The 26,095-nt window shown below is 69.9% G+C and carries 31 protein-coding genes and 1 pseudogene; 2 read left to right on the top strand and 30 right to left on the bottom strand.

The genetic code is table 11. The features are described 5' to 3' along the window. Positions 1-33 precede the first annotated feature (33 nt). From HNR07_RS22355 to HNR07_RS22250, 22 genes are all read right to left on the bottom strand, one after another. The gene (locus tag HNR07_RS22355) at positions 34-591 is read right to left on the bottom strand and encodes a hypothetical protein (protein WP_017567523.1); all 558 of its coding nucleotides are present in this window, start codon (positions 589-591) and stop codon (positions 34-36) included. Further along, positions 588-785: a hypothetical protein gene (locus HNR07_RS22350; protein ID WP_184366655.1), complete on the bottom strand. Its 198-nt coding sequence runs from the start codon at positions 783-785 to the stop codon at positions 588-590. The genes HNR07_RS22355 and HNR07_RS22350 overlap by 4 nt, the downstream gene beginning before the upstream one ends. Positions 786-912: 127 nt before the next feature. Continuing rightward, positions 913-1,461 carry a hypothetical protein gene (locus HNR07_RS22345; protein WP_017567525.1) on the bottom strand — a complete coding sequence of 183 codons (549 nt, stop codon included), beginning with the start codon at positions 1,459-1,461 and terminating at the stop codon, positions 913-915. A 209-nt stretch (positions 1,462-1,670) separates the two neighbouring features. After that, positions 1,671-2,210, bottom strand: coding sequence for a hypothetical protein (locus HNR07_RS22340; protein WP_017567526.1), 540 nt, complete (start codon positions 2,208-2,210; stop codon positions 1,671-1,673). 134 nt (positions 2,211-2,344) lie between these two features. Beyond that, positions 2,345-3,547, bottom strand: coding sequence for a DNA polymerase III subunit beta (locus HNR07_RS22335; protein WP_017567527.1), 1,203 nt, complete (start codon positions 3,545-3,547; stop codon positions 2,345-2,347). A 21-nt stretch (positions 3,548-3,568) separates the two neighbouring features. Next, positions 3,569-3,868: a hypothetical protein gene (locus HNR07_RS35665; RefSeq protein ID WP_017567528.1), complete on the bottom strand. Its 300-nt coding sequence runs from the start codon at positions 3,866-3,868 to the stop codon at positions 3,569-3,571. A 60-nt stretch (positions 3,869-3,928) separates the two neighbouring features. Beyond that, positions 3,929-4,822, bottom strand: coding sequence for an ArdC-like ssDNA-binding domain-containing protein (locus HNR07_RS22325; RefSeq protein WP_246420452.1), 894 nt, complete (start codon positions 4,820-4,822; stop codon positions 3,929-3,931). A 118-nt stretch (positions 4,823-4,940) separates the two neighbouring features. Continuing rightward, positions 4,941-5,246, bottom strand: coding sequence for a hypothetical protein (locus tag HNR07_RS22320; protein ID WP_312893938.1), 306 nt, complete (start codon positions 5,244-5,246; stop codon positions 4,941-4,943). 52 nt (positions 5,247-5,298) lie between these two features. Continuing rightward, positions 5,299-5,655 carry a hypothetical protein gene (locus HNR07_RS22315; protein ID WP_017567531.1) on the bottom strand — a complete coding sequence of 119 codons (357 nt, stop codon included), beginning with the start codon at positions 5,653-5,655 and terminating at the stop codon, positions 5,299-5,301. Between the two features lie 71 nt (positions 5,656-5,726). Continuing rightward, on the bottom strand, positions 5,727-5,984 hold the full coding sequence (locus tag HNR07_RS22310) for a hypothetical protein (protein ID WP_017567532.1): 258 nt from the start codon (positions 5,982-5,984) through the stop codon (positions 5,727-5,729). Positions 5,985-6,525: 541 nt separating this feature from the next. Further along, positions 6,526-9,000, bottom strand: a complete 2,475-nt coding sequence (locus tag HNR07_RS22305) for an OmpA family protein (protein ID WP_026115254.1) — start codon at positions 8,998-9,000, stop codon at positions 6,526-6,528. A gap of 9 nt (positions 9,001-9,009) precedes the next feature. Next, complete coding sequence (locus HNR07_RS22300) at positions 9,010-9,429, bottom strand: pilus assembly protein TadG-related protein (protein ID WP_017567533.1); 420 nt, start codon at positions 9,427-9,429, stop codon at positions 9,010-9,012. Continuing rightward, the gene (locus HNR07_RS35660) at positions 9,426-9,842 is read right to left on the bottom strand and encodes a TadE/TadG family type IV pilus assembly protein (RefSeq protein ID WP_017567534.1); all 417 of its coding nucleotides are present in this window, start codon (positions 9,840-9,842) and stop codon (positions 9,426-9,428) included. The genes HNR07_RS22300 and HNR07_RS35660 overlap by 4 nt, the downstream gene beginning before the upstream one ends. Further along, positions 9,839-10,219: a TadE/TadG family type IV pilus assembly protein gene (locus tag HNR07_RS22290; protein WP_017567535.1), complete on the bottom strand. Its 381-nt coding sequence runs from the start codon at positions 10,217-10,219 to the stop codon at positions 9,839-9,841. The genes HNR07_RS35660 and HNR07_RS22290 overlap by 4 nt, the downstream gene beginning before the upstream one ends. Further along, positions 10,216-10,446, bottom strand: coding sequence for a hypothetical protein (locus HNR07_RS22285; protein ID WP_017567536.1), 231 nt, complete (start codon positions 10,444-10,446; stop codon positions 10,216-10,218). The genes HNR07_RS22290 and HNR07_RS22285 overlap by 4 nt, the downstream gene beginning before the upstream one ends. Before the next feature lie 18 nt (positions 10,447-10,464). Beyond that, on the bottom strand, positions 10,465-11,337 hold the full coding sequence (locus HNR07_RS22280; RefSeq protein ID WP_017567537.1) for a type II secretion system F family protein: 873 nt from the start codon (positions 11,335-11,337) through the stop codon (positions 10,465-10,467). Continuing rightward, entirely contained in the window at positions 11,334-12,203 is an 870-nt protein-coding gene (locus HNR07_RS22275) for a type II secretion system F family protein (RefSeq protein ID WP_017567538.1), read from the bottom strand. The genes HNR07_RS22280 and HNR07_RS22275 overlap by 4 nt, the downstream gene beginning before the upstream one ends. Beyond that, on the bottom strand, positions 12,200-13,504 hold the full coding sequence (locus HNR07_RS22270; protein ID WP_017567539.1) for a CpaF family protein: 1,305 nt from the start codon (positions 13,502-13,504) through the stop codon (positions 12,200-12,202). Before HNR07_RS22270 ends, HNR07_RS22275 begins: the two co-directional genes overlap by 4 nt. Beyond that, positions 13,501-14,268, bottom strand: a complete 768-nt coding sequence (locus tag HNR07_RS22265) for a P-loop NTPase family protein (RefSeq protein WP_017567540.1) — start codon at positions 14,266-14,268, stop codon at positions 13,501-13,503. Before HNR07_RS22265 ends, HNR07_RS22270 begins: the two co-directional genes overlap by 4 nt. After that, positions 14,265-14,897 carry an SAF domain-containing protein gene (locus HNR07_RS22260; RefSeq protein ID WP_026115255.1) on the bottom strand — a complete coding sequence of 211 codons (633 nt, stop codon included), beginning with the start codon at positions 14,895-14,897 and terminating at the stop codon, positions 14,265-14,267. Before HNR07_RS22260 ends, HNR07_RS22265 begins: the two co-directional genes overlap by 4 nt. Beyond that, positions 14,894-15,415 carry a hypothetical protein gene (locus HNR07_RS22255; RefSeq protein WP_017567542.1) on the bottom strand — a complete coding sequence of 174 codons (522 nt, stop codon included), beginning with the start codon at positions 15,413-15,415 and terminating at the stop codon, positions 14,894-14,896. The genes HNR07_RS22260 and HNR07_RS22255 overlap by 4 nt, the downstream gene beginning before the upstream one ends. A 248-nt stretch (positions 15,416-15,663) precedes the next feature. Then, positions 15,664-16,185 carry a hypothetical protein gene (locus tag HNR07_RS22250; protein ID WP_184366654.1) on the bottom strand — a complete coding sequence of 174 codons (522 nt, stop codon included), beginning with the start codon at positions 16,183-16,185 and terminating at the stop codon, positions 15,664-15,666. A 420-nt stretch (positions 16,186-16,605) separates the two neighbouring features. Here HNR07_RS22250 and HNR07_RS22245 point away from each other — a divergent pair, with 420 nt between their 5' ends. Both HNR07_RS22245 and HNR07_RS22240 read left to right on the top strand, forming a co-directional pair. After that, positions 16,606-17,553, top strand: coding sequence for a hypothetical protein (locus HNR07_RS22245; protein ID WP_184366653.1), 948 nt, complete (start codon positions 16,606-16,608; stop codon positions 17,551-17,553). Positions 17,554-17,590: 37 nt separating this feature from the next. Continuing rightward, positions 17,591-17,979 (top strand): annotated as a pseudogene (locus HNR07_RS22240) (transposase); the annotation flags it as partial. Positions 17,980-18,007: 28 nt separating this feature from the next. Here HNR07_RS22240 and cofE read toward each other — a convergent pair. The 8 genes from cofE to HNR07_RS22200 all read right to left on the bottom strand — a co-directional run bounded on the left by cofE (position 18,008) and on the right by HNR07_RS22200 (position 26,071). Continuing rightward, a complete protein-coding gene (gene cofE, locus HNR07_RS22235) occupies positions 18,008-18,811 on the bottom strand; it encodes a coenzyme F420-0:L-glutamate ligase (protein ID WP_184366652.1) in 804 nt (267 codons plus the stop codon). 8 nt (positions 18,812-18,819) lie between these two features. Beyond that, the gene (locus HNR07_RS22230; protein ID WP_184366651.1) at positions 18,820-19,590 is read right to left on the bottom strand and encodes an SDR family NAD(P)-dependent oxidoreductase; all 771 of its coding nucleotides are present in this window, start codon (positions 19,588-19,590) and stop codon (positions 18,820-18,822) included. Beyond that, a complete protein-coding gene (locus HNR07_RS22225; protein WP_221318899.1) occupies positions 19,587-20,312 on the bottom strand; it encodes a class I SAM-dependent methyltransferase in 726 nt (241 codons plus the stop codon). Before HNR07_RS22225 ends, HNR07_RS22230 begins: the two co-directional genes overlap by 4 nt. Continuing rightward, positions 20,309-21,670, bottom strand: a complete 1,362-nt coding sequence (locus tag HNR07_RS22220; protein WP_017567549.1) for a hypothetical protein — start codon at positions 21,668-21,670, stop codon at positions 20,309-20,311. Before HNR07_RS22220 ends, HNR07_RS22225 begins: the two co-directional genes overlap by 4 nt. Continuing rightward, positions 21,670-22,803, bottom strand: a complete 1,134-nt coding sequence (locus HNR07_RS22215) for a cupin domain-containing protein (protein WP_184366650.1) — start codon at positions 22,801-22,803, stop codon at positions 21,670-21,672. The genes HNR07_RS22220 and HNR07_RS22215 overlap by 1 nt, the downstream gene beginning before the upstream one ends. After that, positions 22,800-25,142 (bottom strand): glycosyltransferase family 4 protein, encoded by a 2,343-nt coding sequence (locus HNR07_RS22210; RefSeq protein WP_017567551.1) that lies wholly within the window; start codon positions 25,140-25,142, stop codon positions 22,800-22,802. The genes HNR07_RS22215 and HNR07_RS22210 overlap by 4 nt, the downstream gene beginning before the upstream one ends. Before the next feature lie 228 nt (positions 25,143-25,370). Further along, positions 25,371-25,736: an ATP-binding protein gene (locus HNR07_RS22205; protein WP_184366649.1), complete on the bottom strand. Its 366-nt coding sequence runs from the start codon at positions 25,734-25,736 to the stop codon at positions 25,371-25,373. Positions 25,737-25,783: 47 nt separating this feature from the next. Next, on the bottom strand, positions 25,784-26,071 hold the full coding sequence (locus HNR07_RS22200; protein ID WP_017567553.1) for a hypothetical protein: 288 nt from the start codon (positions 26,069-26,071) through the stop codon (positions 25,784-25,786). Positions 26,072-26,095 lie beyond the last annotated feature (24 nt).

Below are 26,095 nucleotides of genomic sequence, written 5' to 3'. Positions count from 1 at the left end.
TGCTCGGGGGCGGCCCCCGGGGGTGTGGGTGGATCAGAGGGTGAGGTCCTCGGGGATCTCGCCGGTGATGGCGCGGACCTCCGCGGCCTGCCAGTCGGGGGCGTTATCGCGCTGCCAGGGCACGAGGGCGATGAGCCGATGCACCCCGAAGGGCCGGGAGGAGAACACCCGCAGAGCCTGCGGGGTGATCACGTAGGCCCACTCGATGAACTCCGGGCCGCAGTCGGTGTCGGGGTCCGGGCAGCGGCAGGTGAGCGTCTGCTCGGCCTCGTCGGTGGCCTCGTTGTGCTGGCCGTGGCAGTAGCACTCTGGGAAGCGGCCCCAGACGTCCGACATCACGCCCTCGTATCCGACCCGGGCGAACTCCTCCTGATCGACCGGCCAGGGAAAGTAGAGGGCGATGAGGTTGGCCCACCCGGCCGGGTGGTCATCGATCAGCACCCGGGCCATGGCCTCGTGGTCACCGTCGAACGTGCGGTGGTAGAGGTGCAACAGTTCGTGACCGAGCTGGGCGGGGCGGGAATCGAAGTGGTGGTAGCGCCCCCGCCATCCGGTGTCGGTGGGGACGGCGATGGCTCCGCGCGTGCTCACTTCTCCCCCTCCCCCCGGGACAGCCGCTCGGCGAGGTCGGCCGCGGCGTTGAGCTGGGCCGCCAACTCACGGGCGGTACCGGGCGGCAGCGGGATCAAGTGCGCGAGCTGGCCCACGGGGTACAGCCACACCATCACCTGGTGGGTGCCGGGCTGCACGGATGCGCCCGCGATGGGCGCGGGTGCGCTGGACATGCCGTGTCTCTCCTTGTCTGCGATGCGATTGTGTGGGGGTGGGGGTCGGGTGCTGACCTGCGCCTACAGGTCAGCCCCGCCCCCGCGGTGGGAGATCTCCCACCGCGGGACCCAGGGGTGCGGGCGGTCAGAGGGTCAGGTCCTCGGGGATCTCACCGGTGACGGCCCGACTTTCGGCTTCCTGCCAGTCGGGGGCGCTGTCGCGTTCCCACGGCACGACGGCGATGAGCCCGTGCGCCCCGAAGGGCCGGGCAGAGAACACCTGCAAGGCGTCCGGGGTGATCACGTAGGCCCACTCGATGGACTCCGGGCCGCATCCGGTGGTGTCATCGGGGCAGCGGCAGGTGAGCGTCCGCTCGTCCTCGTCGCGCTCGCCGTGGCAGTAGCACGCCGGGTACAGGCCCTGCTCGTCCGACATCACGCCCCGGTATCCGGCCCGGGTGAACGCCTCCCGGTCGAACGGCCAGGGGAAGTAGGTGGCGATGACGGTGGACCACCCGGCCGGGTGGTCGCCGATCAACACCGTGGTCATGGCCTCGTGGTCACCGTCGAAGGTGTCGTGGTAGAGCTGGAACAGCTCCCGGCCGAGTCGGGTGGGGTAGGAGTCGCCGTGGTGGTAGCGCCCCCGCCAGTTGCCGTTGGTGGTGGGTCGGGCGATGGCTCCGCGCGTGCTCACGACTCCTCCCCCCACGTCAGCCGGTCGGCGGTGTCGGACCGGACGGGCGCGCCCACGGTGGGCGCGGTTACGCTGGACATGCCGTATCTCTCCGTTTCTGCGATGCGATTGCATGGGTGTGGGTGGTGCGGTAGGGGGCTGACCTGCGCCTACAGGTCAGCCCCGCCCCTGTGTCGCGGGAGATCTCCCACGGTGGAGCCGCACCGGCGCTACTCGTTGGTGGTGTCGGCGGGCCTGCGGATTTCGACCCACCCCAGTTCGGGACCCATCCACAGGTCGGCGCGCACCGCCCCTTCGGGCAGCTTCAGGCGGACGGTGGCCTTCAGCGCGGGGGCGTAGTCGGGCGGCGTGATGCCGCGGGACAGCGAGAACTCGTAGTGGCCGGGCATGCCGTGCTCGTCGGCGTAGCGGACCACGTAGCGGCCCTTCTTCTCGGCCTTGGCGATGTCGCGCGCCCACTCGTACTCTTCGGTCAGGGTCTCCATGACGTTCTCGGTGTCCATGGGCGCACCGTCGCGGTCGCGGCAGGCGGCCACGAACGCGGCCGTCCGGCGCTGCGCGGCGTCGGTGGTGGCGTTGAAGTCGGTGGGCCCGCCGCGGCCGCTGTTGGAGACGGTGCCGAGCTTGGTCTTCCCGGCTCGCACCACCGCCGACCAGGCGATCCCGGTCCCGAGGTCGACTTCCTTCAGGCTGGTAACCCGGATGCGGGTGTCGGGCACCTGCATCCCGGTGTGAGGCAGCGTGAACATGTGGTTTTCCTTTCTCCTCTTCCTTTTTCTGGTGGTGGCCCTGCCGTGTCCGGCCGTGGTCACCGGGCGGCGAACGGTGAACCGTTCACGTGTTCGCCGCCCGGATCGCACAGTCGGGGATGGGGCCGGTGGGGTCAGGTCCGGGGCCGGATCGGCATGATCAGGTGCCGGTAACCGGCGGTGTCCGGGGTGGCACCGCCGTCCGTGACGACCACCGGCTTGGTCGGTGCGGTCAGGTGCACGGTGGCGGTGCGACCGGTGAAGGACGCCAACGCGTCGGACAGGTAGCGGGGGTGGAACCGCAGCCGCACCGGCTCACCGGCGAGGCCGGTGGTGGTGGCGTCCAGGTCCGGGGCTACCGCGCCGGACAGGTCCGGACCGATGGACACCGCACCGTCGGCGATGGTGACCGCGATGGGGGTGGCCGTCTCCTTCTTGGCGGTGAGGATCGCCCGAGCCCGGTCGGTGGCACGGGCCAGGGACCCCCGATCGACGGTGACGGTCACCGGGGCGCGGTCGGGCACCAGGTCCGCCATGTTCTTGGGGTATTCGCTCTCGCTGTAGCCGCGGGTGAGCACCCGCACCGGCCCGCAGGTCAGCCCGCACAGGTCGTCCCCGAGAGCGAGGGTGAGGGTGTCGCCGGTCAGGTATCGGCGGAGCCTGTCCAAGAGGCGAGCGTTGACCAACACCGCCTCGTCGCTGTAGGCGTCCACGCCGGGGGCGGGGGTGGCGGTCAGGGTCGCCCATGCGATCCGGTAGCGGTCGGTGGCGATCATGTCGATCCGCTTGCCCCGGTCGCAGGTGATGCGGACGTTCTCCAGGGTCGGGAAGCACCATTCGGGGCTGGCCGCGGCGGGGGTGACCCTGGACAGTTCGGCGACGAACCCGGTGGTGCCCAGGGTGGCGGTGTCGGGGGGCGGGGCGGGCAGCGTCGGGAAGTCGTCAGGGTCGTGGGCTTCGATGGGCAGCGTGTACCCGTCCACTTCCAACGTGGCGTCACCGGTGCTGGTGACGGTGACCGGCGACAGGCCAGCGCGCTTCTTGGGGGTGCCCTTGGCGGTGGCGGCCAGCACTCCGGACAGGTCGGCGTGGGTGAGCAGCGCCCGACCGGGGGTGGTGACCACGTCGGGCACGGTGACGGTGATCGCGGTGCTGTAGTCGAACCCGGTCGCGGTGAGGGTGCCGTCGGTGTCGCCGGTGAGCAGGACGCCGGACAGGGCGGGCACCCGCGGGCGGGCGGGCACCGCGACGGCGACCGTGGACAGGGCGTCGGCCAGCGTCGCGCGGGTGGTGGTGAACGCCAGCCCGGTACGGGTGGCGAGGGTTTCGGCGGTCATGGAAAGGGGCTCCGTTCCAGTTCAGTTGTCGGTGTGGTGGACGGTGGTGTGTCCGGCGTGCATCTGCCAGCCGGACGCGAACTCGGGCGCAAGCGCGACGACCAGCCAGCTGGCGACGGTGTCGGTCGCTCTGGCGGCGTCGGCGGTCAGGCAGGTCACGATGACCAACAGCGGGTCGGCGGCCACCACGTCGAAATCCAGCACCTGTAGCGCGTCGGAGGGTTCGGCATGGGCGAGCCGCAGGGTGAACAGGTCCGCGGCCACGTCGAGGGATGCATGCTCGGGTGGGGTGGCGAAGATTTCGAAGCTGAGTAACGCCATGGCAGGCGCCTCCCGGGGGCGAGGTGGGGCCGGACACGGATCCGGCCCCACCCGGGGCGGTCAGGCGGGGGCGGTGTCCGGGGCGGGCATCGCGACGGTGGCGGACAGGGCGTCGGCGATGGCGTCGGCGACGGTGAGCACCCTTTCCGCGGTGGTGCGGGCGGTGTCGGCGTCCTTGGCCCATCCGGCGACGTAGGGCACCGAATAGGGCAGGCTGTCCAGCCCAACCAGCGAACACACCAGGCAGGCCACCGATTCGGCTTCGATCTCGCCGACCTTCCGAGGGACGTCCCGGGTGTCGTGCTCGCACCAGATGTGCGCCAGTTCGTGAATCAGGGTCTTGACCGCGTGCGCGTCCGGGAGGGTGTCCGACACCCGCACGGTGCGGGTGTCGAACCGCACCCACCCGTTCGCGGGGGCGGTGGTGTCGCGTTCGATCGTGTAGCCGCGGCCGGTGATCTGGTCGGCGATGGCATCCCACAGCCGCGCCGGGGCCGCACCGTCCAACAGGCGGGGCCCGTGGGTGTCCTCGGGCAGCGGAGGCCCGTCGGTCTGGGAGATGTCGAACACCGACACGACCGTGAAACCGCGCACCCGGTAGCGGGGGGCGCCGCCCGGGTTCGTGAGCGGGGTGTCGTCCTCGTCGCGCTCCCGGTAGCGCAACGGGGCGAGGATCCTGATTCCCCGCTCACCCTTGCGGACGTGGCGTCCGGCCGCACGCCAGTCGTTGTAGGACCGCACGTCGGTGGCGTCCTCGCGCTGGGCAAGGATCATGAGCAGGTTCCCGAGCGAGTAGCGGCGCAGCCACGCGCGGCGGGTGATCATCTGCTGCCACCCGTCGGCGGTGGTGAGCTTTTCGACGGCGTCGGACAGGGTGTCATACGCCGCTTGCAGGCGTTCCTGTCGCTGTTCGGGGGTGAGCTGTCGGCGTCGGTTTTTCTTTCTAGGAGCCATCACGGGTCCAATCGGAGAAACAGAATCGGGAATCCGGTCGGTGGACACAACCCGCAGTGGTTACGGGCTCTGTTCACCCCCGGGGGTGGGGCGCCGCCGGTGGCGGCGCCCCGGGGTTTCAATCGGCGCGGTAGGCGGACAGGTCCGCGATTTCCTCGCCGTCCTCTCCGTACAGAACCGAAGCCAGGTATTCGGCGTTCTTCTCGCACCACAACCGCTGTTCAGGCGTGTAGTCGGCAAAGTATTCGTCGTCGGTGTCACCGGGGCGCAGGGTCAGAAATCCCATGAGGTGGCGCGCTGCCTCGTTTTCGGTCGCGTAGGCAGGTCCGCGGATGTCGTCACCGGAGAAGATCAGTGTTTCTCCGCAGTACAGCGCGTATCGCCAGCGCTGGCCGTCCCACGGGGTGTATTCCAGCTGTTCCACGGTCAGGGTGTGGGGGGTGTCGGTGAACCCCTCGAAACGGAACGCCACCATTTCAGGTCTCCGGGGTGTCGGGGGTGTCGTCTTGGTAGATTGCGAGGATGTCCACGTGGTCGACACCGTGGACAGCACGGGTGTACCGGGTGAGGGTTTCGTGCATGAGCGCGACCAACCGCACGTGCCCCTCGCGCACGTTCGCGATGTGGGTGTGGTCGAATTCCCAGACGACGCCCAAACCCACGTGGATCATCTGTTCGGTCCGGACGATTTCGAGCGGGATTCCGGTGGTGTGGCGGACGTCCCGAGTCGCGAGAACCGCGGCGCGTTCGACGTCGGACACGAACCGCGCGAATTCCATCGACGTCATCATGTGCGGGATCTCGCGCACGACGAACGAAACATAGCAGCGCATGAAAAGTCACCTATTCCGGTGGTGTGAGGCGCCGGGGCACATTGCGCGCACCCCGGCGCGAACCTTGGGGGTCAGCAGCGTTCGATGTGGACGCCACCGCGCGGACCGAAGTACACGCGCCGGTCCGGGTAGGCGCCCCCGTCGGGGGTGGCGAACAGCAGAATTTCGCTGTTCTCGCTCACCGCCGGAGTGAAGACGCTTTCCGGGGCGCGGTTCACGAAGTCGAATTCCTGGCGCCAGAACGCGCCGTCACGGAATCGCTCGCGCAACGCGTCGCGCGCGGCGTTCAGGTTCGGGAACTTCTCGACGTCTTCGAACGGGTCGGACACGGCATATCCGTATCCGCCGTACCAGAGTCCATACCACACGGGAGTCTCCTCGGGGGGATTGGCTTTGCTTGGTCAATGGATATATACCCGAATTCTCTCGCACAAACACAATCGCCCGGCATTTATCGGCGCGCCGCCGGCAGCGAATTCACGCCCATAGAGAACAACGGAACCCCGAGAAAGGCAAAGGCAAAGGCAAAGGCAAAGGCAAAGGCATTGCATCATGCAATGCCATTGAATGGCGACAATTCGTGGTGAACAATAGGTCGATGGTGGCGCCATTTGACGAACAGGGAACGCGGGGGCAGCGACTCGGGTCCGCGTTGATTTTGAGGGAGGCTGCCTGCGGCACCTGTCGGGCATCCCACCGACCACCCCAGAGAACGCCCTGAGCTGGGGTTTTGTGTGCGCATGGGGGTGCCTGTCATACAGGCGCCGCGGGTGGCGCACCGATGGGCCGGACGGGCGGCACAGGGCGGGTGCTCACGCAGACCCGAGAAATCCCCTCCGCCCCACAGGGGGCGGAGGGGCCGGAGGTTTTTCACCCGAGTCGATCGGCGGCGTTTTCCGAACCCGAAGAAATAGCGTTCCGTACGCGTTCGGCGGATTTCTGGTCGCCTTTTTCAGCGTACCGTCGCTCTAATTCCAGGGCGGCTTCTGAGGCGTTCGAGTCGATCCTGAGGGCCCGGTTGAGCATGGAGATCGCCTGCCGGGGATCGACCTCTTTGGAATGGGTGGTCAAGGACCGGACCATTTCGGACCGGATACGTGTCCGGACTCCTTCGGCCCACAGATAGTCGGTGTCCTCGGCGAAATCGCCGTCGGCCATGGCGGCGGCGCTGGTGACCAGGACCGCGGCATCGGCGGTGTCCGCGGTGGTCGCCTCGGCCAGCAGGCCCTCGACACGCCACAGGTCGCAGACCACCAGATCCGGGTTGAGCCGGTAGAGGTCGCCGCCGTCGTGCACGATGACCGAGGTCGCCGCCTCTCCCAGGTCGGGGCGCAGGGCGGTGCGCACCGCGGTGCAGGCGTCGTGCCAGCGGCGGATGGCGCGGTGCGGGGCCTCCGCAGGCCACATGGCGTCCACGGCGGCCTCCATGCGCACCCCGGCCGGGTGGGCGGCCAGGTAGGCCAGTACCTCGGAGGCGGTGCGGCGGTGGGGGCGGACCTGGCGGCCGCGGACGGCCAGGGTGATGCGGCCCAGCACGGTCACCGACACCGCCCCGGCGGGCGTGGCGTCTGCCGGTGGAGGCCCTGATACGGGGTCCTCCTGCACCGGTTCGGGTGCGGGGTCCGGGTCCGTCGTGTCGGCGGTGTAGGGCGGGGTCTCGTGTGCGGGTGCGTGGTGGGTCGCCAGAGCCTGGTGCAGGGCGGTGCTGGTGGTGGTCGGCCAGCGGTGGCCCACCACGTGGTCAAGGGGCGGGTCGGCCGCGGTGATGGTGCCCGCGCTGTTCAGGGTCAGGGTCGGGCCGTCGGGGTGGGGCCAGGGTCCGAGCAGGACCGCGCTGAGCGGGGCTCCGCCGGTGTGGGTGAGCAGAGAAGTCACCTCGGAGGCCACAGTGGGATCGGTGTCGGCGACCAGGACGAACTGCGGACCTTCGGCGAGCGCGCTCTCCTGTTCTTCGGCGGTGTCGTGTTCGTCGGCGGCCCGGTGGCGGGCCAGCACCTGGAGGTGCAGCAGCGTCAACGCGTCTTCAACGTCCTCGGTGACCATCACCGGAGTGTCCTCGCCCAACTGTGGGAGGCGCCCAGTGCCGCCGAGCAGGCTGCGCAGATCGGCCTCGGGGACGACCACAGTCAGCGCGTCCTCAGCGTGGTCCAGGGCGCGGGCCAAGAGGCTGCGGGCGGCGCCGATGGCACCGGGGCCGGTGATGCCGACGCCCGGGACCCCGGCCAGGTCGATCATGGCCAACTCGGGGCCATCGCCACCGTCCGGAGGAGTCGCATCCTCGCCGGGGACCGCGGCTTCCTCCACAGGTTCCCGTCCTGCGGGTGCGCTCTGGTGGTGGTCGTCGGCCTCCGGCTCCCCCGGCTCCTCCAGCTCTCCGGCAGGGGCGGGTGGGCGGTGTCGGTGGCGTTCGACCACCATCCCGCCCACCATGCCCGCGGTGCCGGCGGCCAGGGCCAGTACCAGCCCGCCCGGCAACGCCAGCCCCACCCCCGGGGCCACTTCCTCCGCAGTGCTCTCGTCCCCTGTTGGAGGTTCGGCGGCGGGCGGGGGTTCGGGGCGAGGCGGAGTGACGACGACGTTGTAGGTGATCTCCACCCGGCGTTGCTCGGCATCGTCGTCGGTGTCGAGCAGATGTCGGGCCCCTTCGCCGTGGACCTCGATCACCGCATCCTCGCCCAAGTGCGTACGCAGCACGTCCGCAACCGCACTCGCGCGACGCTCGGACAGGTGGAGGTTGTAGTCGGGGTCGCCTGCGGCGTCGGTGTGCCCGGTCACCACAACGGGCAACTCGGGGGCGCCGTGCTCGTCGATAAGGACCGCGGTGTCGGCGAGATCCTGTTCCATCGCCTCGGTCAGGGTCGCCGAGTCGTACCCGAACGCGTCGACCACCCGGGAGCGTTCCACCACGAACGGCTCCGCAACCGCCTGTTCTGAAGTCTCGTCCTCCTGCTCATCGACCTCCTCCTTCGGCAGCTCGGCGGCGACCGCTGCGGCAGGGGCGACGGCGTTCGCGGCGGGCGGCGAGAGCGCGAGACCGCCCAGGGTGGTGGCCGCGAGCAGTTGGAGGGGGCGCAACGGTCCCAGCTGAAGGGAGGAGCGGTGGCCAAGGCGGGTCAGGAGTTCGGCGGCCACCACCAGCAGATAGAGCGCCCACACCGTCCACAGCACGAGGATGAGTACCGCGGTGCCGACCCCGGGAGGGAGACGTGCGCTGCGCAGGTGGACCTCCCAAGTGAGCGGGGAGAGATCGATCACCGGCCAGGTGAGGGTGGTGGCGAGCCAGGGCAACCCGGCCAGCAGGACCAGGGTGGTGGCCAGGGCGGCGAACCTGCGAACGGTGTCCATGGCGGGTCCTCACGGGGAGGGGAGGTCGTCGTCGGTCAGGGGTGTGGCTGTAGCGGTGGCGCCCACCGGGTGGGTGCCGATGGGGAAGAGCACGAACGTGAAGTCGGTCGTGGTGGTGACGGTGACGGTGTCGCCGTCCACGGTGACCGCGCCCTCGGTACCGGTATCGGCGAGGTAGGCCCGGGCGGCCGCGGCCGCCGCCTCAGGATCCAGGGAGATGCTCCCGTCGGCCCGGTAGGTGGCCAGGTCGACCTCCTGAGCACCCACCCGGGCCGCCTCCTGGGCCAGATGGAACGACCTGTTCTTCTGAGCCAGGGCCAAGCCGGTGTCGATGGCCAACGCCAGGAAGAGCAGCAGCGCCAGGGCACCGATCAGGAGAAACGCGGTGGCCGTCCCGCGATCCTCTGCTGCCTTGGGGTGAAGGTTCATGGTGCGCCCCGGTAGCGGTCGACGACGGCGGTACCACTGCCGGTCACCGGCAGAGTAAGGCCGAAGATCACGGTGAGGTCGACCTGGCAGGTGACCGTGGCCTCCACCACGGCCCCGGGTCCCAAGCCGTGCAGGTCGGCGGCCATCTCGTGGGTGGAACAGGTGGTGGTGTTCTGGGTGGCCACGTCGGCGGCAGCGATAGAGGCGGCCGCCTGGGCGTCGGGCACGGTGCGCTCCAGGGTGGCGGCGCGGGCGGCAGCGTGGGCGGCCGAGTCGGCGACCATGGCGGCGGAGATGAGATGGTGGGCCGCCAACCCCGCCAGAGCCAGGAACACCAGAAGTGGGGTGGCCAGGGTGACCTCGACCGCGGCCGAACCCTCGTCGCGCCGGGAGATACGGGTGCGGGTGTTCATGGCGCGGGGCGTTCCACGGGGGCGGACACGGTGTGCTCCACCGGCCACTCCAGGCCGGGGAGGAACGTGGGCACAGCAGCGGTGATCTGCACGGTGGCGGTGGCCTCGGTGCGTTCCACGCTGATGTCCAGGTCCTGGAGCAGGTCGCCCTGGAGCTGGGCGGCGGCCTGCTCCGCACCGGCGCGCCCATCGTCCTCGGTGGCTTCCCAGGCGCGGGCGGCGGCCAGCCCGTGGTGGGCGATGGACTGGGCGACGTGGGAGGCGTAGGCGTACAGCGCGACCTGCACCACCGCCCCCAGCAGCACAAGCATGAGCGGGGTGGCCAGAGCCACCTCGGCATAGCCGTCGTCACGATCGCGCCGGGTCCGGGTGCTCATTGCGACCCCGGCAGCATGGCCACGATGGCGTTGGCGGTGTTCTCCAGGCCGTTGGCGATGATCCCCAAAACGATGATCAGGGCCGCCACGACCAAGGCGACGCCCACCGGGTACTCGGTGAGGAACGATCCCCGGTCCTCGCGCGGGTCGGCGTGGGTGGGGGTGAGGAGGCGGTGCAGGGCCTGGCGGAGACGGCGGCGGACGAGGAGTTCCTTGTGGGTGTGCATGGGCGCCTCGGTGGGGGTCTACAAGGTGGTCATGATCAACGACACGGCCGGGTAGCCGATCAGCAGCAGGAATCCGCCGAACAGCACCGCCACCGGCAGGCTCATGCGTTCGGTGGCGGCGTGGGCGTCGGCTTCCAGCTCGGCCAGGTGGTGCGTACGCAAGGACGCGGCTTTGGCGGACAGGCTGGTCCGGACCCGGGCACCGTCGGTCCCGGCCAGGCGCAGGGACGCGGCCAGCTCGGCGGCGGCGGGGACGTCGTAGCGGTCCCCGAGCTGGTCCAGGGCGGTCCACGGGGGGTCGTGGCGGATGGCGGCGGCGGTCAGTTCGGCGCGCAGACGGCGCATGGCCCAGGAGTCGCTGGCGTGGGTGGCGTCTGTGAGCGCCCCGGTGACCCCGGCCCCGCCGGCCAGACTGATGACGACCAGGTCGCAGACGGTGGTGATGGCGTGGCGCATCTGCTCGGAGCGCTGTCTCGCGTGGCGGTGCAACTCCGTGTCGGGGGCCGTCCACAACACCAGAGCGAACAGCAGCCAACCCAGCAGGGGCAGGGTGAGGGGGATGCCGATCAAAGCCAGTACCGGGCCCAGCACCACCGGCCCGGCGAGGGCCAGCATGGCCATGGTGGCTTTCTGGGCGAGGTAGTCCGGGGTGGTGCGGTCGCACATCCGCAGACGGTGGCGGGTGCGCGCCCCCGGCAGGCCGAGGGCGGCCAGCACCGGGACCCCGAGAGCACCGATCCCCGCCGGGGCGGGCACGAGTCCAGTAGGGGCGGGGGGCGGGTCGGCGAGGAGTTCGGCCAGGGAGGGACGGGCCAGACGGGGGGCGAGCACCCACCACAACGATGCGGCCACGGTGGCTCCGCCGATCCCGGCCAGCACGAAGGGGTTCATCTCGTCACCACTTCCTCGTCAGCAGCCACGTCGGGGGCCAGGAGGCGCGGCCCCAGATCCACGCGGGACATCCGCACCAGCCACACCAGCCCCGCCGCCCACAGCCCGCCGATCACGGCCAGGACGAGCTGGCCTGTGGGGGTGTCGTAGGGGGCGAAGAACTCCCGGTTCAACAGCAGGAGCACCGCGGCGAGGGCGAGGGTGGTGGCGGTGATGATGCGGGCGGAGGTGCGGGTGCGGGCCCGGGTGGCGGCCACCCGCACCAGCATTCCGGCCTGGTCGCGGGCCGCGGTGGCCAGGCTCGCCAGCAGCGGTCCCAGGTCGGCGGCCTGGCGGGTGGCGGCACTGGACAATGCGGCGACGGCCAGGTCCGCAGTGGGTACGTCCACCCGGTGGGCGAACTCGCGCAGTGCCTCCTCCGGCGGTGCCCCGTTCTGGAGTTGTTCGGCGAGGTGGGCGACGTCGGCGCGTACCGGGGCGGGGGCGGTGGGCACCGTGTGGATGATGGCCTGGTGCAGCCCGGACGCCCCTGCCATCAAATCCCGGATCTGCTCCACCCACCCGGCGACGGCGTCGATGCGCTCCACCTGCGCGGTGTGTGCCCGGTCCGGTCCCAGCGCGGCGGGCAGCCACCACACGGCCGCGGCCACCAGCACAATGGCGACCGGCCACCCGGTCACTCCCCACACCACCAGGCCCCCGGCCATCGCGCCGAGCAGCCGCAGCGCGTGTTCCCGGGTCACCACGACCCGCACTTCCCCCGGCCGGGGGCGCTCGGCCAGCCGACGGGCGGCCTCCAACACGAGCAGCCCGGCCCCGGCGCCCAGCAGGAGCCCGCCGACCGCGCCCCACACCAGCGGGTTCATCGGGCGGCCCTCCGGGAGCCGTTGACCGCACCCGCGACGACCAACCGCGCCACATCGAACCCCGCCTGCTGCAAAGCCGCAGCAGTGGTCGGACCCGGCGGCGCGCACCGGCCACCGAGGCTGTAGATCTCGTTGGAAACCACCTGGCGCCCGTCGGCGCCGACCACCTCACGGACGCTGGTGACCCTCCGTTCCCCCGCCGGGGTCGCCGACACGTGCACCACCAGATGCACCGCAGCCGCGACCAGCAACGACGTGGCCTCCAAGGGCAGGCCGTCAGCGAGCGCTGCGTACGCACCGAACTTGGTGAACGCGCCCTGGGAATCGGGAGCGTGCAACGTGGTCAGGGAGCCGTCGTTGCCCTGGGACATCGCGGTCAACAACGGTACGGTCTCACTGCCGCGGGTCTCGCCGACGATCACCCGGTCCGGGGACATCCGCAACGCCGCCCGCACCAGGTCGGCGACGGTGACCTCGCCCTGACCCTCGGTGTTGGCAGGGCGGGCGTGCAGAGCCACCGCATCCGGATGTGCGTCCACATCCCGCTCCAGTCCCAACTCGGGGACATCCTCGATGGTGACGATGCGCTCCTCGGGAGGAATCTCCGCCGCCAGCGCCCGGAGCAACGTCGTTTTGCCAGCACCGGTGCCTCCGGTAATCACGATGTTGCGCCGTGCGCGCACCGCCGCCCGCAGCAGATCCACCGACACCGGGTCCAGGGTTCCCAGGCGGCGGAGTTGGCCCAGGCCGGTGGTGCGGTACCGGTGGCGGCGAATCGACACCACCGGCAGGTGCGACACGTCCAGGATCGCGTTCAGCCGGGACCCGTCCGGCAGCACCATGTCCAGGATCGGGGCGGCCGGGTCGAAACGGCGTTCCCCTGCTGGGGAGTCGGCGGCGATCCGGCGCACCAGAGTCACCAGCTCCTCGGCGGTGTCGACGATCGGGGGGCGTTGTTCGCGGCGGCCGTCGGCGTAGCGCACCCACACATTCCGACCGGTGAGGTTGATGTTCTCGATGTCCTCCTCGGCCAGCAGCTCCTCCAGCGGGCCGAGCCCGCCCACCCGGGCCAGCACCTGCCGGGCGATCGTCTCCTCCACCACCCGGTCGGGCACCCGCTGCCCGGCGACCAGCGCCCGACTGGCCCGCTCATCGAGCACCTGCCGGATCACCCGCCGAGCCAACGCCCGGTACTCCTCCCCCGCAGCCGGTCCGCGATCGGTGTCGGAGGCCGCCGTGCTCAACCGCTTGGTGACCTCGGCAGCGACCTCGTGCACCTGCCGGGCAGTGTCCTCGGTCACGGTGTCTCCCCGAGGAACGTCGTCACCGCCGGATCCGGTGCGGATGCAGAAGCGGAGTGCACCTGTTCCGCGAGCAGGTGTCCCAGGTATCGGGCCTGGCGGATCAGCGGGCGCCGACGCAGGCGGCGACCCTGCTCACGGCGGCCGGTGAGCACCTCCGCCGCCACCACATCGCGCGGGAGCATCGCCCACACGGGCAGACCGACCGCTTCGGAAACCTCCCCGGCGGACCGGGACGGACCGACGACCACCGCACCGACCCGCGCGCACCGCTCCCTCAAGTCGTGGGAGGCGTCCTTGAGGCGTTTGAGATGCCCGACATCTCCCGAGGTCACCACAACGACGGCGTCGGCCCCTGCGAGCAGCTCCTGTGCCGAGGTCTCGGGGTACAACCGCCCCAGGTCCACCACCGTCACCCCCTCCCCTGCCAGGGCTTTGGGGTTGCGGGCCAGCAGATCCAGAGCAGCGCCCACCCGATCAGCGGTGGACGGGGCCACACACACCGGCAGCCCACCGGGCAGCACCTGGAAGAACCGGGAGAACTCCTCCGGCGGGGTGTCGTGGTCCTGGCCGCTGCGACTGGCCGCGGCCAGATCCACCACCCCCGGCCACAACGGCAGGTTCCACCAGGCGGCGATGTCACCTCCGGAGGCGTCGGCCTCCACCACCCGTACCGGGCTCTGGGTCGGCCACGTCCCGGCCAGCGCCAAGGCGAGCGTCGTTGTCCCGGGTGCGCCGGAAAGCGAGCACAGGGCGATGATCATCCCTCGCTCCCGGAGGGAGTGTGGACGAGGGCGATCTGCTCCTCAGCCGCCGCCCTGGCCAAAATCGTGGCGTGGGAGGCGTCGACCACCAGGTCGACCAGGGTCCCGTTACCGGTTTCAGCAGCGGTGAGCGTTTGCACTACGGCGGGATAGGAGATGTCCCCTTCGTCATCGCCGGTGATGACCACGACCACCTGCGACCCGGTGCGCACCGAGGACGGCACCCGCCCCGGACCGAGCTGCGCGCTGATGGCGACCTCGTTCGCCGCCAACTGCGAGCCATCGGCCCCCACGATCTCCTGCGACAGCAGCCCGCCCTCGGCTACCGGCAGGGCGAGCACGGAGCCCACCACCTGGGCCGGATCGGAGACCGTGGACAGCCCTTCGGCCCCGGCCAGCTCCACCACCCGCACGTCCTCCGGGGTGAGCACATGGCCTGCCGACAGATCCGAGGCCGCCACCAGTACCGGGGAACGCTGATCGACCTGGGCCAGCGCCACCACCCCTGTGGTGGCCCCGGCCGCCATCAACGCCAGCACCACCAGGGCGGACCGCCACCGGCGCGGGCGACCGGGAAGACGTAGAGGAGCTTCGGTATCACGGGGCCGAGTGTCGGTCGCGGTCTTCATGTGACCACCCCGGAGGACTCGACCACCCGCACCGAAACGGAGGAAGTGGTCACCAGATCCGGCAGGCTTCCGCCTTCACCGGAGGTACTGGACCACTCGATGGACCACGCCATGCTCGCGGCCACCTCACGGTCACCGCGGGAGGTGTAAGTGTGCCCGCAGTCAGGGGATTCCTCCGCAGGGTCGTGAACACGGGAGGTGTAGGCGGTTCCGGGGCCCTCGCACTCCACGGTGGTGCCGTCCCCCATATCCCAGGACAACGCACTCGGCGTGGCGGTGACCGTCACCGACCCGCCCGGGACCGACGCTGTGGCCGACTGCGCGTCCCAGTCGTCCACCCACAGCCACACCGGCACCCGCACCAGAATCGGAGCATCGGCACTGGGGGACATCGAGATTCCAGGGGTACCCAAACTCAGGGACGCCCGCGCCTCGTAGGCGAGGGCCTCGTAGTCGACCTGGGGTACGGCCTCTCCACCGACGGGACCGCCGCCCACGGTGGCACTGCACCAGGCCACGAGCCCATCAAGGCCACAGGCGGGTTCAGCCGATGCCTCACCGCCGGCCGAGGTACCGCCACCGGTACCCGACTCACCATTCGATCCGCCGCCACCTCCAGAACCGCCGCCTACACCGGACTCGGCGGACACATCGCAGCCCGGACCACCAGCACTTCCGCATTCTGCGCGGCCGATGAAGTCATCTGCCCAGGCAGGAGCAGAAGCGGCAATGAACAGGAGAAAAGCAAGAACGGGAGCGGATCGCCTCAGCATGATCCGATCTCCCATATGCGCAGGTCGACTACTTTCCAGACGAGCCCATCATGGGCGACTTGGGCATCCACTTTTCTCAATCCTCCGGAAGGCGAAGCCTCCTGCTCGCCGCCTTCATCGGACTCGATCCAGTCGGAACTGTCCATACAGTCGAGAAGGGTCACTTCATCATCCGAGGCATCGACCACTTGAGGCGAAAGCACCGGCTCCCCGGTGACCACGGCCTGGTCTTCGGCCGCACCCTCCAAGGTGCTTAGCATCAGGGCCAAAGCCTCACCTGAGGAGTACAGCTTCAGCTCCGGAGGGTCCGCGTCACCTTCATGAGAGGCTTCGATCACCACGCCCCACATGGCCTCATAAGCCTCAAGCGCGGCAGCTTCAGGCTCTTCTGAGGCAAAAGTCGGGGAAGGTGTCGGGGTCTCAGGTTCCGGCGGATCCCCACCGCCAGAGGCAGAACAGGCCGCTACCAAACAAGCGAACAGAACCCCCGCACCACCCACGACGTGCGTCTTCATGTCCACCTACAACCCCACTAGAACCTCACGTGGAGTGACGATGTTAATACCGGACTGCGCCCACTCCAAGACCCAAGGCACCCTCCAACCCCACAAGGCAAGGAAGATCTCACCACCAAGCCAGGGTCGAAAGTCCAAATTCGGTCACGGCAAAAGCGCTGGCACCAAGTACACAGGCAGATCGATGCACAGAATCGGCCTTCATCAACATGGCGAGGCCCAACTTTTCGCGAGTCCTAGAAGGTGTCTGAAAAGGGTCAGGGCGGCGCAGAATGGCAGGGGAGTCCTCCATTCCGGAGAAGCTGCGATGGCCGATCGACCCACCTATCCCACCGACCTGTCCGATGCCGATCTGAAGACGTCGTACCCCGTCTTGTCCAACCTTCGCGATCATGCCCTGCGCGACGGGAGAATGAGGCCATGGAACGACGGGTCGACTTCTCACGCGAGCGGTGGATGTTCTGTGGGCACTGCGATCATCGGTGGCGCGTCGATCCGGACTGGATCGACCGGTGGGAGCAGGCGGAGGAGACCTGCCCCGGCTGCGGCATGACCTGCGAGCACGAGGACCCGCCCCGGGTGACTGTCGACCCTGAAGACCCAGCGCTCGACGACTCCAATATCGCGCAGTTCTCCTGGTACCACACCAGCACGCAGCCGGACTGGCCGACGAGGGACTTCGACCCGGCAGCCGTTCTCACGCCCGAGACCCGCATGATGATGGGCGGCGACCAGCGGCCGAAGGCACTCCACGTCGGCACGTACGAGGCCGCGGTCCACAACATGCTGAGGCGGATGCGCGACCAAGCCGACCACGGCAGCCAGTTCCACCTCTACCGGGTGTACCTCAAGCCATCAGTTGTGGTGCGGGAGGATTGGCTCATCGACCCCAGCAACTTCGTCGGCGACGTCGTCCTCGACGAGGTCTGCCCTCCAGGCGTGGACATCGCCCGCTACCTCAATTACCACGAGGACCCCGGCGGGCTCTCCCTCGCCCTGGGGCGTGAAGCGATCGCTGGCGTCCAGCAGGTCGCGGTCCCGTTGCCCGATGCCTGGGACGGCAACTGGGTGTGTGAGGTCGTCGCGCCCCTCAAGAGTGCCTCTGACGCCCTCACCCCCGCAACCGGCAGGCTGAGGCGATCTATGCGGCCTACTTCGCCGCGAGCCGCGCTGGGCCGCAAGCTCGGCGCGGTTCTGGCTGACCGCCTGCCGGTCAACCTCCGGAACCAGTTCGCGTCGGCCGCAGCGTTCTCCGAGGGAGAGGATCCCGAGCGATGGGCGCGCCGGACGAGCGGCCTGTTCAGGCTAATCGAGAATCCGGCGCGGGTGCTTGCTGCTCTCAACCAGCAAGAGCATCGACAGGCGTAAGAGCCCATCTCATTTAGGTTCTCGGTAGCCTGCTCCTGTGTCGATGGTGGAACGGCTGGTGCCCGACGAGCTGTGGAAACTGTTCCAGCGGGTGGTGCCCCAGGCACCCACCCGACCTCAAGGTGGTGGGCGGCGCAGACACTGCGACCACCAGGTGCCAGCCGCGATCATCTTCGTGACCACGTCCGGTTGCACCTGGGCCCGGCTCCTGCCGGTGTTCGGCCTCTCCGGGCCCACCGCGCATCGGCGCTTCACCGAGTGGACCCGGACCCGGGTCTGGGCCAAGTTCCACCGGCTCGTGTTGGACGAGCTCTGTTCCCGCGGTGAGCTGGACTGGTCGCGGTGCGCGATCGACTGGGTGAAGATGCGGGCTCTCAAAGAAGGGACCTGACAGGCCCGAATCTTGTCGATCGGGGCAAGAATGGGTAACCGCCCGGCTGTCACTGCATTCCGGTCAGCCTTTCGGCGGCCGGGTGAGCTCGATGTCGGCGTCCACTTCAGGCAGCGGCACCTCCACCAAAAGGTCGTGCATGCTGGCGAACTCGTCCATGGTGTACGGGGCACCACGTATCAGCACCACGGGGATCGCTTCGTTGGTCTGGCCCATGAGGGCGTGTGCGGCTCCGGCCAGTTCGTCTACGCGGTTGAGGTCTCCCCAGCTCGGGTTGCCGTACAGGTCCATGGCATCGGGCGCCGCTTTCTCGACGGCCGCGATCCCGGCCAGGCCGATCGCCTGGCCCTCGGAGCCTTCCCGCCATCGGTTGCCGAGGCTGTCGGAGATGATGACCGCCACGGTGGTGCCGGTGAGGTCGCGGATGCGGTCGCGGATGGTCCGTGCCGAGGCGTCGGGGTCGACGGGGAGCAGGCAGGCCCACCCCTCCTCGTACACCCCGCTGTTGGACAGGTCGACTCCAGCGGCGGTGTCGTACATGCCACGGTTGTCGACGGTGACGACGTGGCGTCCGATGATCTCCACGACCGCCTTCGACTCGTCCAGGTACAGCTGGCACAACCGGGCGTCGCGCCCGGTCAGCTCCGCCAGGCGTTCGGCGCGGGGGGTCGGGGTGACGGTGTTCAGCCGCACGACCCGGTCCTCGACCTTGGAAACGATCTTCTGGGCGACGACGATGACGTCGCCCTCGTGGAGACGGTGTCCATCGGCGTTGACGGCGTCGACGATGATCTGCCCGAGGTCGTCTCCCACGGTGATGCGGGGGATGCCGGGAAGGGCGCGCAGGGTCATGTCCCAGTTGCTCATGGTGTTCACTATTCCGAGTTAGCAGCCGATGGTGCAGGAGTTTTGGCAGACCGGTCGGGTGGGCGTTCGATGGCGGCGGGGCGCAGTTGACTGCTCAGGCCGCCGTCGAGGGTGAGTGTGTGCCCGCAGGCGCCGTCGAAGGCTGGGGAGGCGAAGGCATCCAGCGCTTCCACCAGTTCGGCGAGGTGCATGTAGGTGCCGCGGGGAACCAGGGCGATGAGGTCGTCGGCTCGTTCTCCGTCGGCTGCGGTGCTCGCCGATTCGGCCAAGGGACCGACGGCGACGGCACGAGGACAGAGCCGCGCACCGTGTTCGAGAGTGAAGGAGCGGACGAGCGACTCCACTCCGGCCTTGGCGGCGTCGTAAGCCGGTTGGTAGCGGTGGGCCCGGGTCGCACCGACGGAGGACAGGACCACCGCAGAGGCCTTCAGGTCTCGCTCCTCCAGCACCATCACCAGGGCACGTAAAGCGACGTACGCGGCGGTGAGGTTGTCGTGGACCAGAGCAGAGAACGCCGCTGGTGAGGTGTGGGCGATGGGGATGCGCGGGCCCAGGTGGGCGGCGGTGTGGAACAGCTCCACCCGGCCGGTCATCGGGGTGAGGCGTTCACGGAGCAGCATGGCGAACTCCTCCGAGGCCACGTCCACCTCGACGACGCCGGGAGCTGGACGGCGGTCCACCGCCAGCACCGGACCGCGGGCGCGCAGGTGCGTGGTCAGGGAGCCGCCGATCTGCCCCGCGGCTCCGGTGACCACCCGCAGCACGGTCCGCCGATTCACCACGCCTCCCGGGTGAGCTCTGCGGCGTACCAGGCAGGACCGAAGGTCTGGGTGCGGGTAACGGTGAGCCGGGCCTCGGCGGCGAGGGTGCGCAGGGTGTCCGGGTCGATCCAGGTCCAGTCGAACCAGTCCCCCACCGTGTTCTTGTAGCGCAGGCGCAGGCGCACATCGCCGGGGTAGCGTCCCTGGGCCAGGGCGTTGTCCACCCAGGCGCGGTGGGCGTGGGCGGTGGTCTTCCAGTTCACGCTGGAGGTGATGATCGTGCCACCGGGCGCGAGCCAGGAGGCCAGCCGTTCCAGGAACAGGGGAACGTCGTCCTTGGTCTCGGCGATGCCGAGCCCGCCGCCGAGGGCGATGACGGAGTCCACCGGGTGGATCGGCGTGTAGGTGTGGGCGTCGGCGAGCTGTGCCTCGACTCCACGCTCGTAGGCCAGCTCGACGGCCGGAGGGCAGGTGTCGATGCCGCGGGCACCGATCCCGCGTTCGGTGAGGATGGCCAGGTGGCGCCCGGTGGAGCAGCCGATGTCCAGGGCGGTGCCAGGCCGGACCCAGGCCAGCGCGGCCAGGTCTCCCGGAGGGCGAGCGCCGGGCTGGTCCATCCACCACGCCAGGTCCGTGGTGCTGGTGTGCCCGTCGGTGCGTTCCACCAGCAGCGGGGCCGAGAACAGGTCCCGGTCGGTGAAGGCCAGGGCCATCGGATCTTCGGTCAGGGCCTCGGTCATGAGTGCGTTTCCCTTCGCGTGGTCGCCCAGTGGGCGGGGACCTGGAGGTAGGTGTCATCGGCGCTGGCGTGGCCGGTGACGGTGAGGGTGCGGGAGGGCGGGGACATCGGGGTCAGGGCTCGCAGGTCGGCGGCGTTGGCGGCTTTGAGTGCGAGGGTGCTCTGGGGGCGCTGGGTGCAGGCCAGGCCCATCACCGCGAGGTGCAGGGCGTCGAACGCGGTGAGGTGGCCGCGGACGCGATGGGAGCGGGGGCCGACAGCTCGGTGCAGGTCGACCAGGGTCAGGGTCTCCAAGGCGTGGTTCAGGAGTTCGGGTAGCCGGTCCAGGTCGCTGAGGAACACGGTGTCGCCGCCGTGTTCGTGTGCGGTGGCGGTGTAGAGGTCGCGGACGGCGGCAGGATCGTGTCCGGTGTAGACCAGGGGCGGGGTGAGGTCGTCGATGACCAGGGTGATGGGCCCGGCCAGGGCCGCGCAGGTGATGAGGGTGCGGGTCTGCTGCGACAGCGCGGGGGCTCCGAAGAGGGGCACCGTCACGGGGTCGCCCAGGGCGTGAGTGCGGCTGTGCAGGCGGGTCGGTTCCTGCTGGGGCGGGGCGGTGCGCTGGCCGACCAGTCCGGTCGTAAGGAGCCGGTGCCACAGTGGCCCCAACCTCGTGCCGATCGACTCGGTGTGCACGCCCCCGTCGCAGGTGTCGGTCAACTCCAGGGTGAGGGCGCTCGCCCATAGGGCGTCAGTGCCCGCCGGAGGTCGCTTGGCGCCGGGCGGTGGTGGTGCGAAGGGATTGCGGGGGTCGTGCAGACGGGCCCAAGGCGCGTGCAGACGCAGGGAACGGAGCTGTTCTCCGGCGGCCAGCCCGTCGCTCAGAACGACGTGGGTGGTGTGGGCGGTGTCGGCTGCCGCGGTGACCAGGAGGCCGGGTTGATCGATGGTGCGGCGGTTCATGGGTGATCCGCACGTTCTACCCACCAGGTCGGCGGGGTGTGTGGTAGTGGCGTCTCCGCCGGCGCGCACATCGAACCCGTGGTCGGCGAAAGCCGCAGCGATCAGCTTGACCCGCTCGGCGGCCTGCGCAGAGGGGCCTCGCCGGGCGGCCGGTACCGACACCAGCAGCACGTGGGTGCCCAAGCGTGCGGCCTCGCAAGCGGAGTCCACGAGCTGGTGGAACGCAGTCGGGTTGAGCTGGGGCTTGGCCGTGTACAGCAGGGGGAAGAGCAGGGGTTCCCGCACCGCGGCCGAGCGTTCGTCCCAGGTGGGATCCCACCTGCGGCGGGTGGTGGTGCGCAGATCGGCCAACGGTGTGTGCGCGGGTGCGGTGGGGTCGAGCCAGGCGAACACCTGCGTCAGGTGGTCGGGGAGCATCACAGGTACCCCTTCCAGCGAGGGGAGATCTGGAACTCGCCCAGCGCCTGCTCCGTGCATTCGAGTAGCGTCTGGGATTGCTCCAACAGGCGACGGCACCAGACCGGATCAGTGACCCTGTCCAGGGCATTGCGCATCCGGTGTTCGGCTTCGGCCAATCGCGACTTCTGGTCGGCCTCCCACCAGGTGCGATCCGGGTCGGCGGGGTCGGTGGAGATCGCCGAGTAGAACCCCGGTAGACCGAGCCAGCCGATGTGGATCACACCGACCGAGACCTCCGCGTCCAAGTGGCGCAGGGCCTGGACGAGCACCGGCGCGAAGAGACGCGCGGAGTCGAGTTCCTCAGCGGACTGCACCGCCACCAGCACGTCCACGTCCGAGGCCGCGCAGGGCGGCTTGACGGACAGCGGAGACTGGCTGCCTTCTACGAACACTCGCAATCCCGTTGCAGCCGAGGCGGTGTGGAGCAGGTCCGCCTCGCGGACCCCAACCACCCGGGGCGCCGGGGCGACCCGGGTCGGGTAGAGGAAGGGACCCACCTGGCGGACCCGGTAGGTGCTCGGGTCGGACAGCAGTGTGGCGTCGAAGGCCGTGAAGTCTGCCGGCACCATGCGTTCCGGGGTGGTAGTGAAGCCGGTCTCCGCCGCTCGTGCGAGCGCCACCCGCAGCTCCTCCTCCCTGCTGGAGCGGGTGGAGAGCGGTGGGAAGTGGGGGGCGACGAGATCGGCGTGCTCCACCGCCGTGTCCCCGACCCGTTCCCGGTCGGGAAGGAAGGCGTTCACGCAGACGTAGGTGACGCCGCTCAGGGAGTCGGCCGCCAGGGTGTGCTGCCACCCGGTGGGCACGAACAGGGTGTCCCCGGGGCGGCAGGTGTACCGCGCGCGGCGGGTGCCGTGGGTGAGGGTGGCGGTGCCGACACCGGACAGGAACACGAAGGTCTGTTCCATGTCGGTGTGCACGTGTTCGGGCACGGCGCCGCCGCCCGGAACGCGAACGGTGAACACCTCCGTCGCCCCCGCCTGTTCACGGCGGACGAGGAAGTCGTTGGCGTGGGTGCCGAAATCGTAGGTGGCGCCGCCGGTTGCAGGGGTGTGGATGGGGGCGGTGAAGATCATGGTGAGCCTCGCTCTCATGCGGCACCCAGGCGGGCCGGGGGGCGCGTGGTGGTCGGAGCGGTGGTGAGCAGATGCGTGTAGAAGCCGGTCAGTGCGGTCGCGGCCTGCTCCCAGGAGGGCAGGCGGAGCCGATCGGGTCCGGTGGTCACGGCGGGGGCGGTCTCCGCCCAGCGCGTCAGTGCGGTGCGGTGGTCGAAGGGGTCGGTGGTGATCCACCACGGCGGCGCGGGTTCGGCGGTGTACAAGGCGGTTCCGCCGACAGGGGTGGAACTGAGGATGCGACGCCCCGCCTGGAGTGCGGAGACGAGGACCCCCGAGGAGTACAGGTGTGTGTAGGGCAACGCGACCCAGTCCACCTCGCCCAGCAATTCCCAGAACCGTGCGTCGGTGACGAATCCCGGCCGGTAGTCCAACCGGGGGTCGTCTCCCGCCAGGTCGGCCAGGGCGCAATCCGCGGTAGCCGAGTCGGGGTGCCCGGCCACGAGCAGGCTTGCGCCCGGCGGGGCGGCGGCCAGGAACACCTTCGCGAAGTCGAGGGTGCGCTTGTAGCCACGGACTCTTCCGAAGCAGCCCATCCGCAAGCCGCCGGAACGCGTCGGGGGCACCGGGCGAGGGTCGGGAAACAGGGGGTGGGGCAGGTGCACGGTCCCGCTGGGCAACCAGGGGCGCGCGGCGCGGACGGCGCGTTCGTGGTCAGGTGAGAAGAAGTGGGCGCCGTGGGTGAGGCGGTCCACCTCGCACAGGTATCCCCAAAGTTCTGGATCGGGTTCGTGCGGCGTGGTGTTGTGCACCGTCTGCACGAGTACCGCCCCGGAGGTGACCATGCGGTGCAGGAGGTCCAGTGCGGCGCGCGTACCGTGCTGCCGGGCGAGTTTCTCAGGCCAGTGCAGGTGCACCACGTCGGCCTCTCCGGTCACCGATCCGCCGATACGGAACAGCGGTGCCGCAGGGGAATCCACGCACAGGCCCGGGTGAATGACGTGCAGTCCGGCCTCACACAGCGCCGTCTCGGCCGCTTGCACGTAGGGATTCCAGCCGCAGAGTTCGGGAACCTGGAGTACCCGCACCCCGCTTCGGGTCTCCCCGATGTCGACGACGGTTCTGCCCTGGGACAGTGCCCACGGGGCCAGTCCCTGGACCATACGGGACAGGGTCTTCCGGTAGTCGTGAGCCCTGAGGATGCCCCGTCCGGCAGTGCGCATCCGCTCGCGCTCGGGTTCGCTCAACAGCAGGGACCGGCGTAGGGCGTCGGCCAGGGAGCGGGGGTTCGAAGGGGGGCAGGTGAACCCGGAGACGCCGTTGGTCACCAGGTCCGCGAGTCCTCCAGCGGTGGTGGCGACAACCGGAGCCGCTCCTGCGGCGTAGGCCTCCAGCGGAATTCGCCCGAAGGGCTCCACACGGGAGGGCACGACCAGCGCGCGGACCCCGGGGTGGGCCATCAGGGAACGAGCCCGGGCGGAAAAGCGCGTGATCAGGCTGGCGTCGAGGGCTCGATCGCGGATGAGCGCAGCCAACTCGCGTTGGTGGGCGGTCATCGGGGCTTCGGAGACCGCGGCGAGCACCAGGTGGGGCAGGTTCGCTCCGGCGCAGGTCAGCAACGACCATGCTTCCAGCAGGTCCTCGAAGCCCTTGCGGGGGACCGCTCGCCCCAGCGCCAGGACGAACCCCTCCTCTCCCACCCCTTCGGGAAGCAGTTCCGCGCCTCGGGACGGATGGAAGAGGTGGTCGGCAGAGGTGAGACCGTTGGTCACCTCCACGACGCACGCATCCGGAACCCCGAGGTCCGTGGTCAGGTGACGGCGCATGAACGGGGCGATCGCGCCGATGCGCACTCCGGCGGCGGCCGCCGCACGGAGGCTGCTGGCCTCCCAGGCGGTGCGTCCCAGGTTCCCGGGGCAGTGCAGGGCCGCGCTGGAACGCGGCAGCACCAAGCTCTCCCACCCCGAACGTCTCGGGGCTCGGGCCGCCGTTTCGAGAAAGGGCACGTCCAGGAGCAGGAGCAATCCGCGCTGGTAGGAGCCCATCACCTGCTCAAGCGCCAACAGGGTGTCCCGAGTCAGAGCGGCGAACGCGGGCATTCCACCGAACCGGCTCCGGCCCCCGGTGCCGTTGGCCAGCGGGTGAACGCGCACGGTCCTCGACGTACCGAGGCTGTCGGTGAGAGCTCGGTGCCAGTCCCGGTCATGGTGTCGGCTTCCGGCGGACACCTCCACCGGAAGCACCACAAGGTCCACGGCCGGATCGGGGATGCCGTCGAGGATCTCGATCAGGCGCCGGTTGCTGTGCCCGGCGCCGGTGCCGCATCCGTACCAGCCGTCGTGGACGGCGACGACGACCGCACTCGTGTGTCTGCGCATCTATGACCTCCTCGCGCGCCCGGTACGGGCGGAGGGTTGTTCGTTCGTGGTCCGGGTGGGGGCATCGCGTTGCGGATGACCCCACCCGGTGCCCCGGGGGACGGTCCCGGGGAGGGGCCGCCGTCGCTCCTGTCCGCCCTCTTCGGGGAACCGGGGTTCCCACGGCAGGCGGCGGCCGTTCGGCCCGCGCATGGGGTCGGGGATCGCCCCGGATGCGCAGGGCGCTTGTTATCGGGAGATCTCCACGAACACGCCGGAGCCGGTGTTGATCGGCCCCCAGGCCAGGCTCAGGGCCTCGACCAGGAGGAGGCCGCGGCCGTGTGTGTCCTCCGGAGACGGATCGCCGCGCCGGACGCGGCGCCCGGGTCTGGGGCCAGCGTCCTTGACCACGAGCCGGATCCGATCTCCATAGATGTCGAGTCGGAGGGTGACCCGGCCATCGGGCAGACCGCTGCGGGTGTGCTTGATCGCGTTCGTCACGAGTTCCGAGACGAGCATGGGGAGTTCCTCGGGCGGCTCCACCTCCCAGCGGAGGAGGGTCCCCGTCACCCAGGAACGGGCCTTCGAGACCGACCCGAGGTCTTCTCCCGGCAAGGTGCGCCTCCCTTGGCGCAAGGGCGCCTGCGTCGCGCTCAAGGTGATCACCACTCCCGGCCTTCCTGGCTGTGAGGGGAAGCGGTGGCGACGAGGGTCTGCCTTCCCCGATCGGCGCCCGCCTTCTCCCAGGGCAGTTGCGGACGGTCGGGGAGCCGGGGCGCGGGACGACCCGTGGTCGCGCTCGGCAGCACGAGGCGGACGGGGGTGGCGTGGACCGGCGAAGGCTCGGGCACTGCGTGGTGGCGGGTCCGGTCGACCGCCCGGGTGGCCTTGAAAGCCACGGCTCGGACGAGCAGCCACACCCCCGAAACGATGAAGAGCAGGTGGCGCACAGCGACCTCCTGTACGGATACCGG

Source organism: Nocardiopsis metallicus (genome assembly GCF_014201115.1).
Taxonomy (GTDB): Bacteria; Actinomycetota; Actinomycetes; order Streptosporangiales; family Streptosporangiaceae; genus Nocardiopsis; species Nocardiopsis metallicus.
This window is presented reverse-complemented; position numbering and strand designations above follow the sequence as displayed.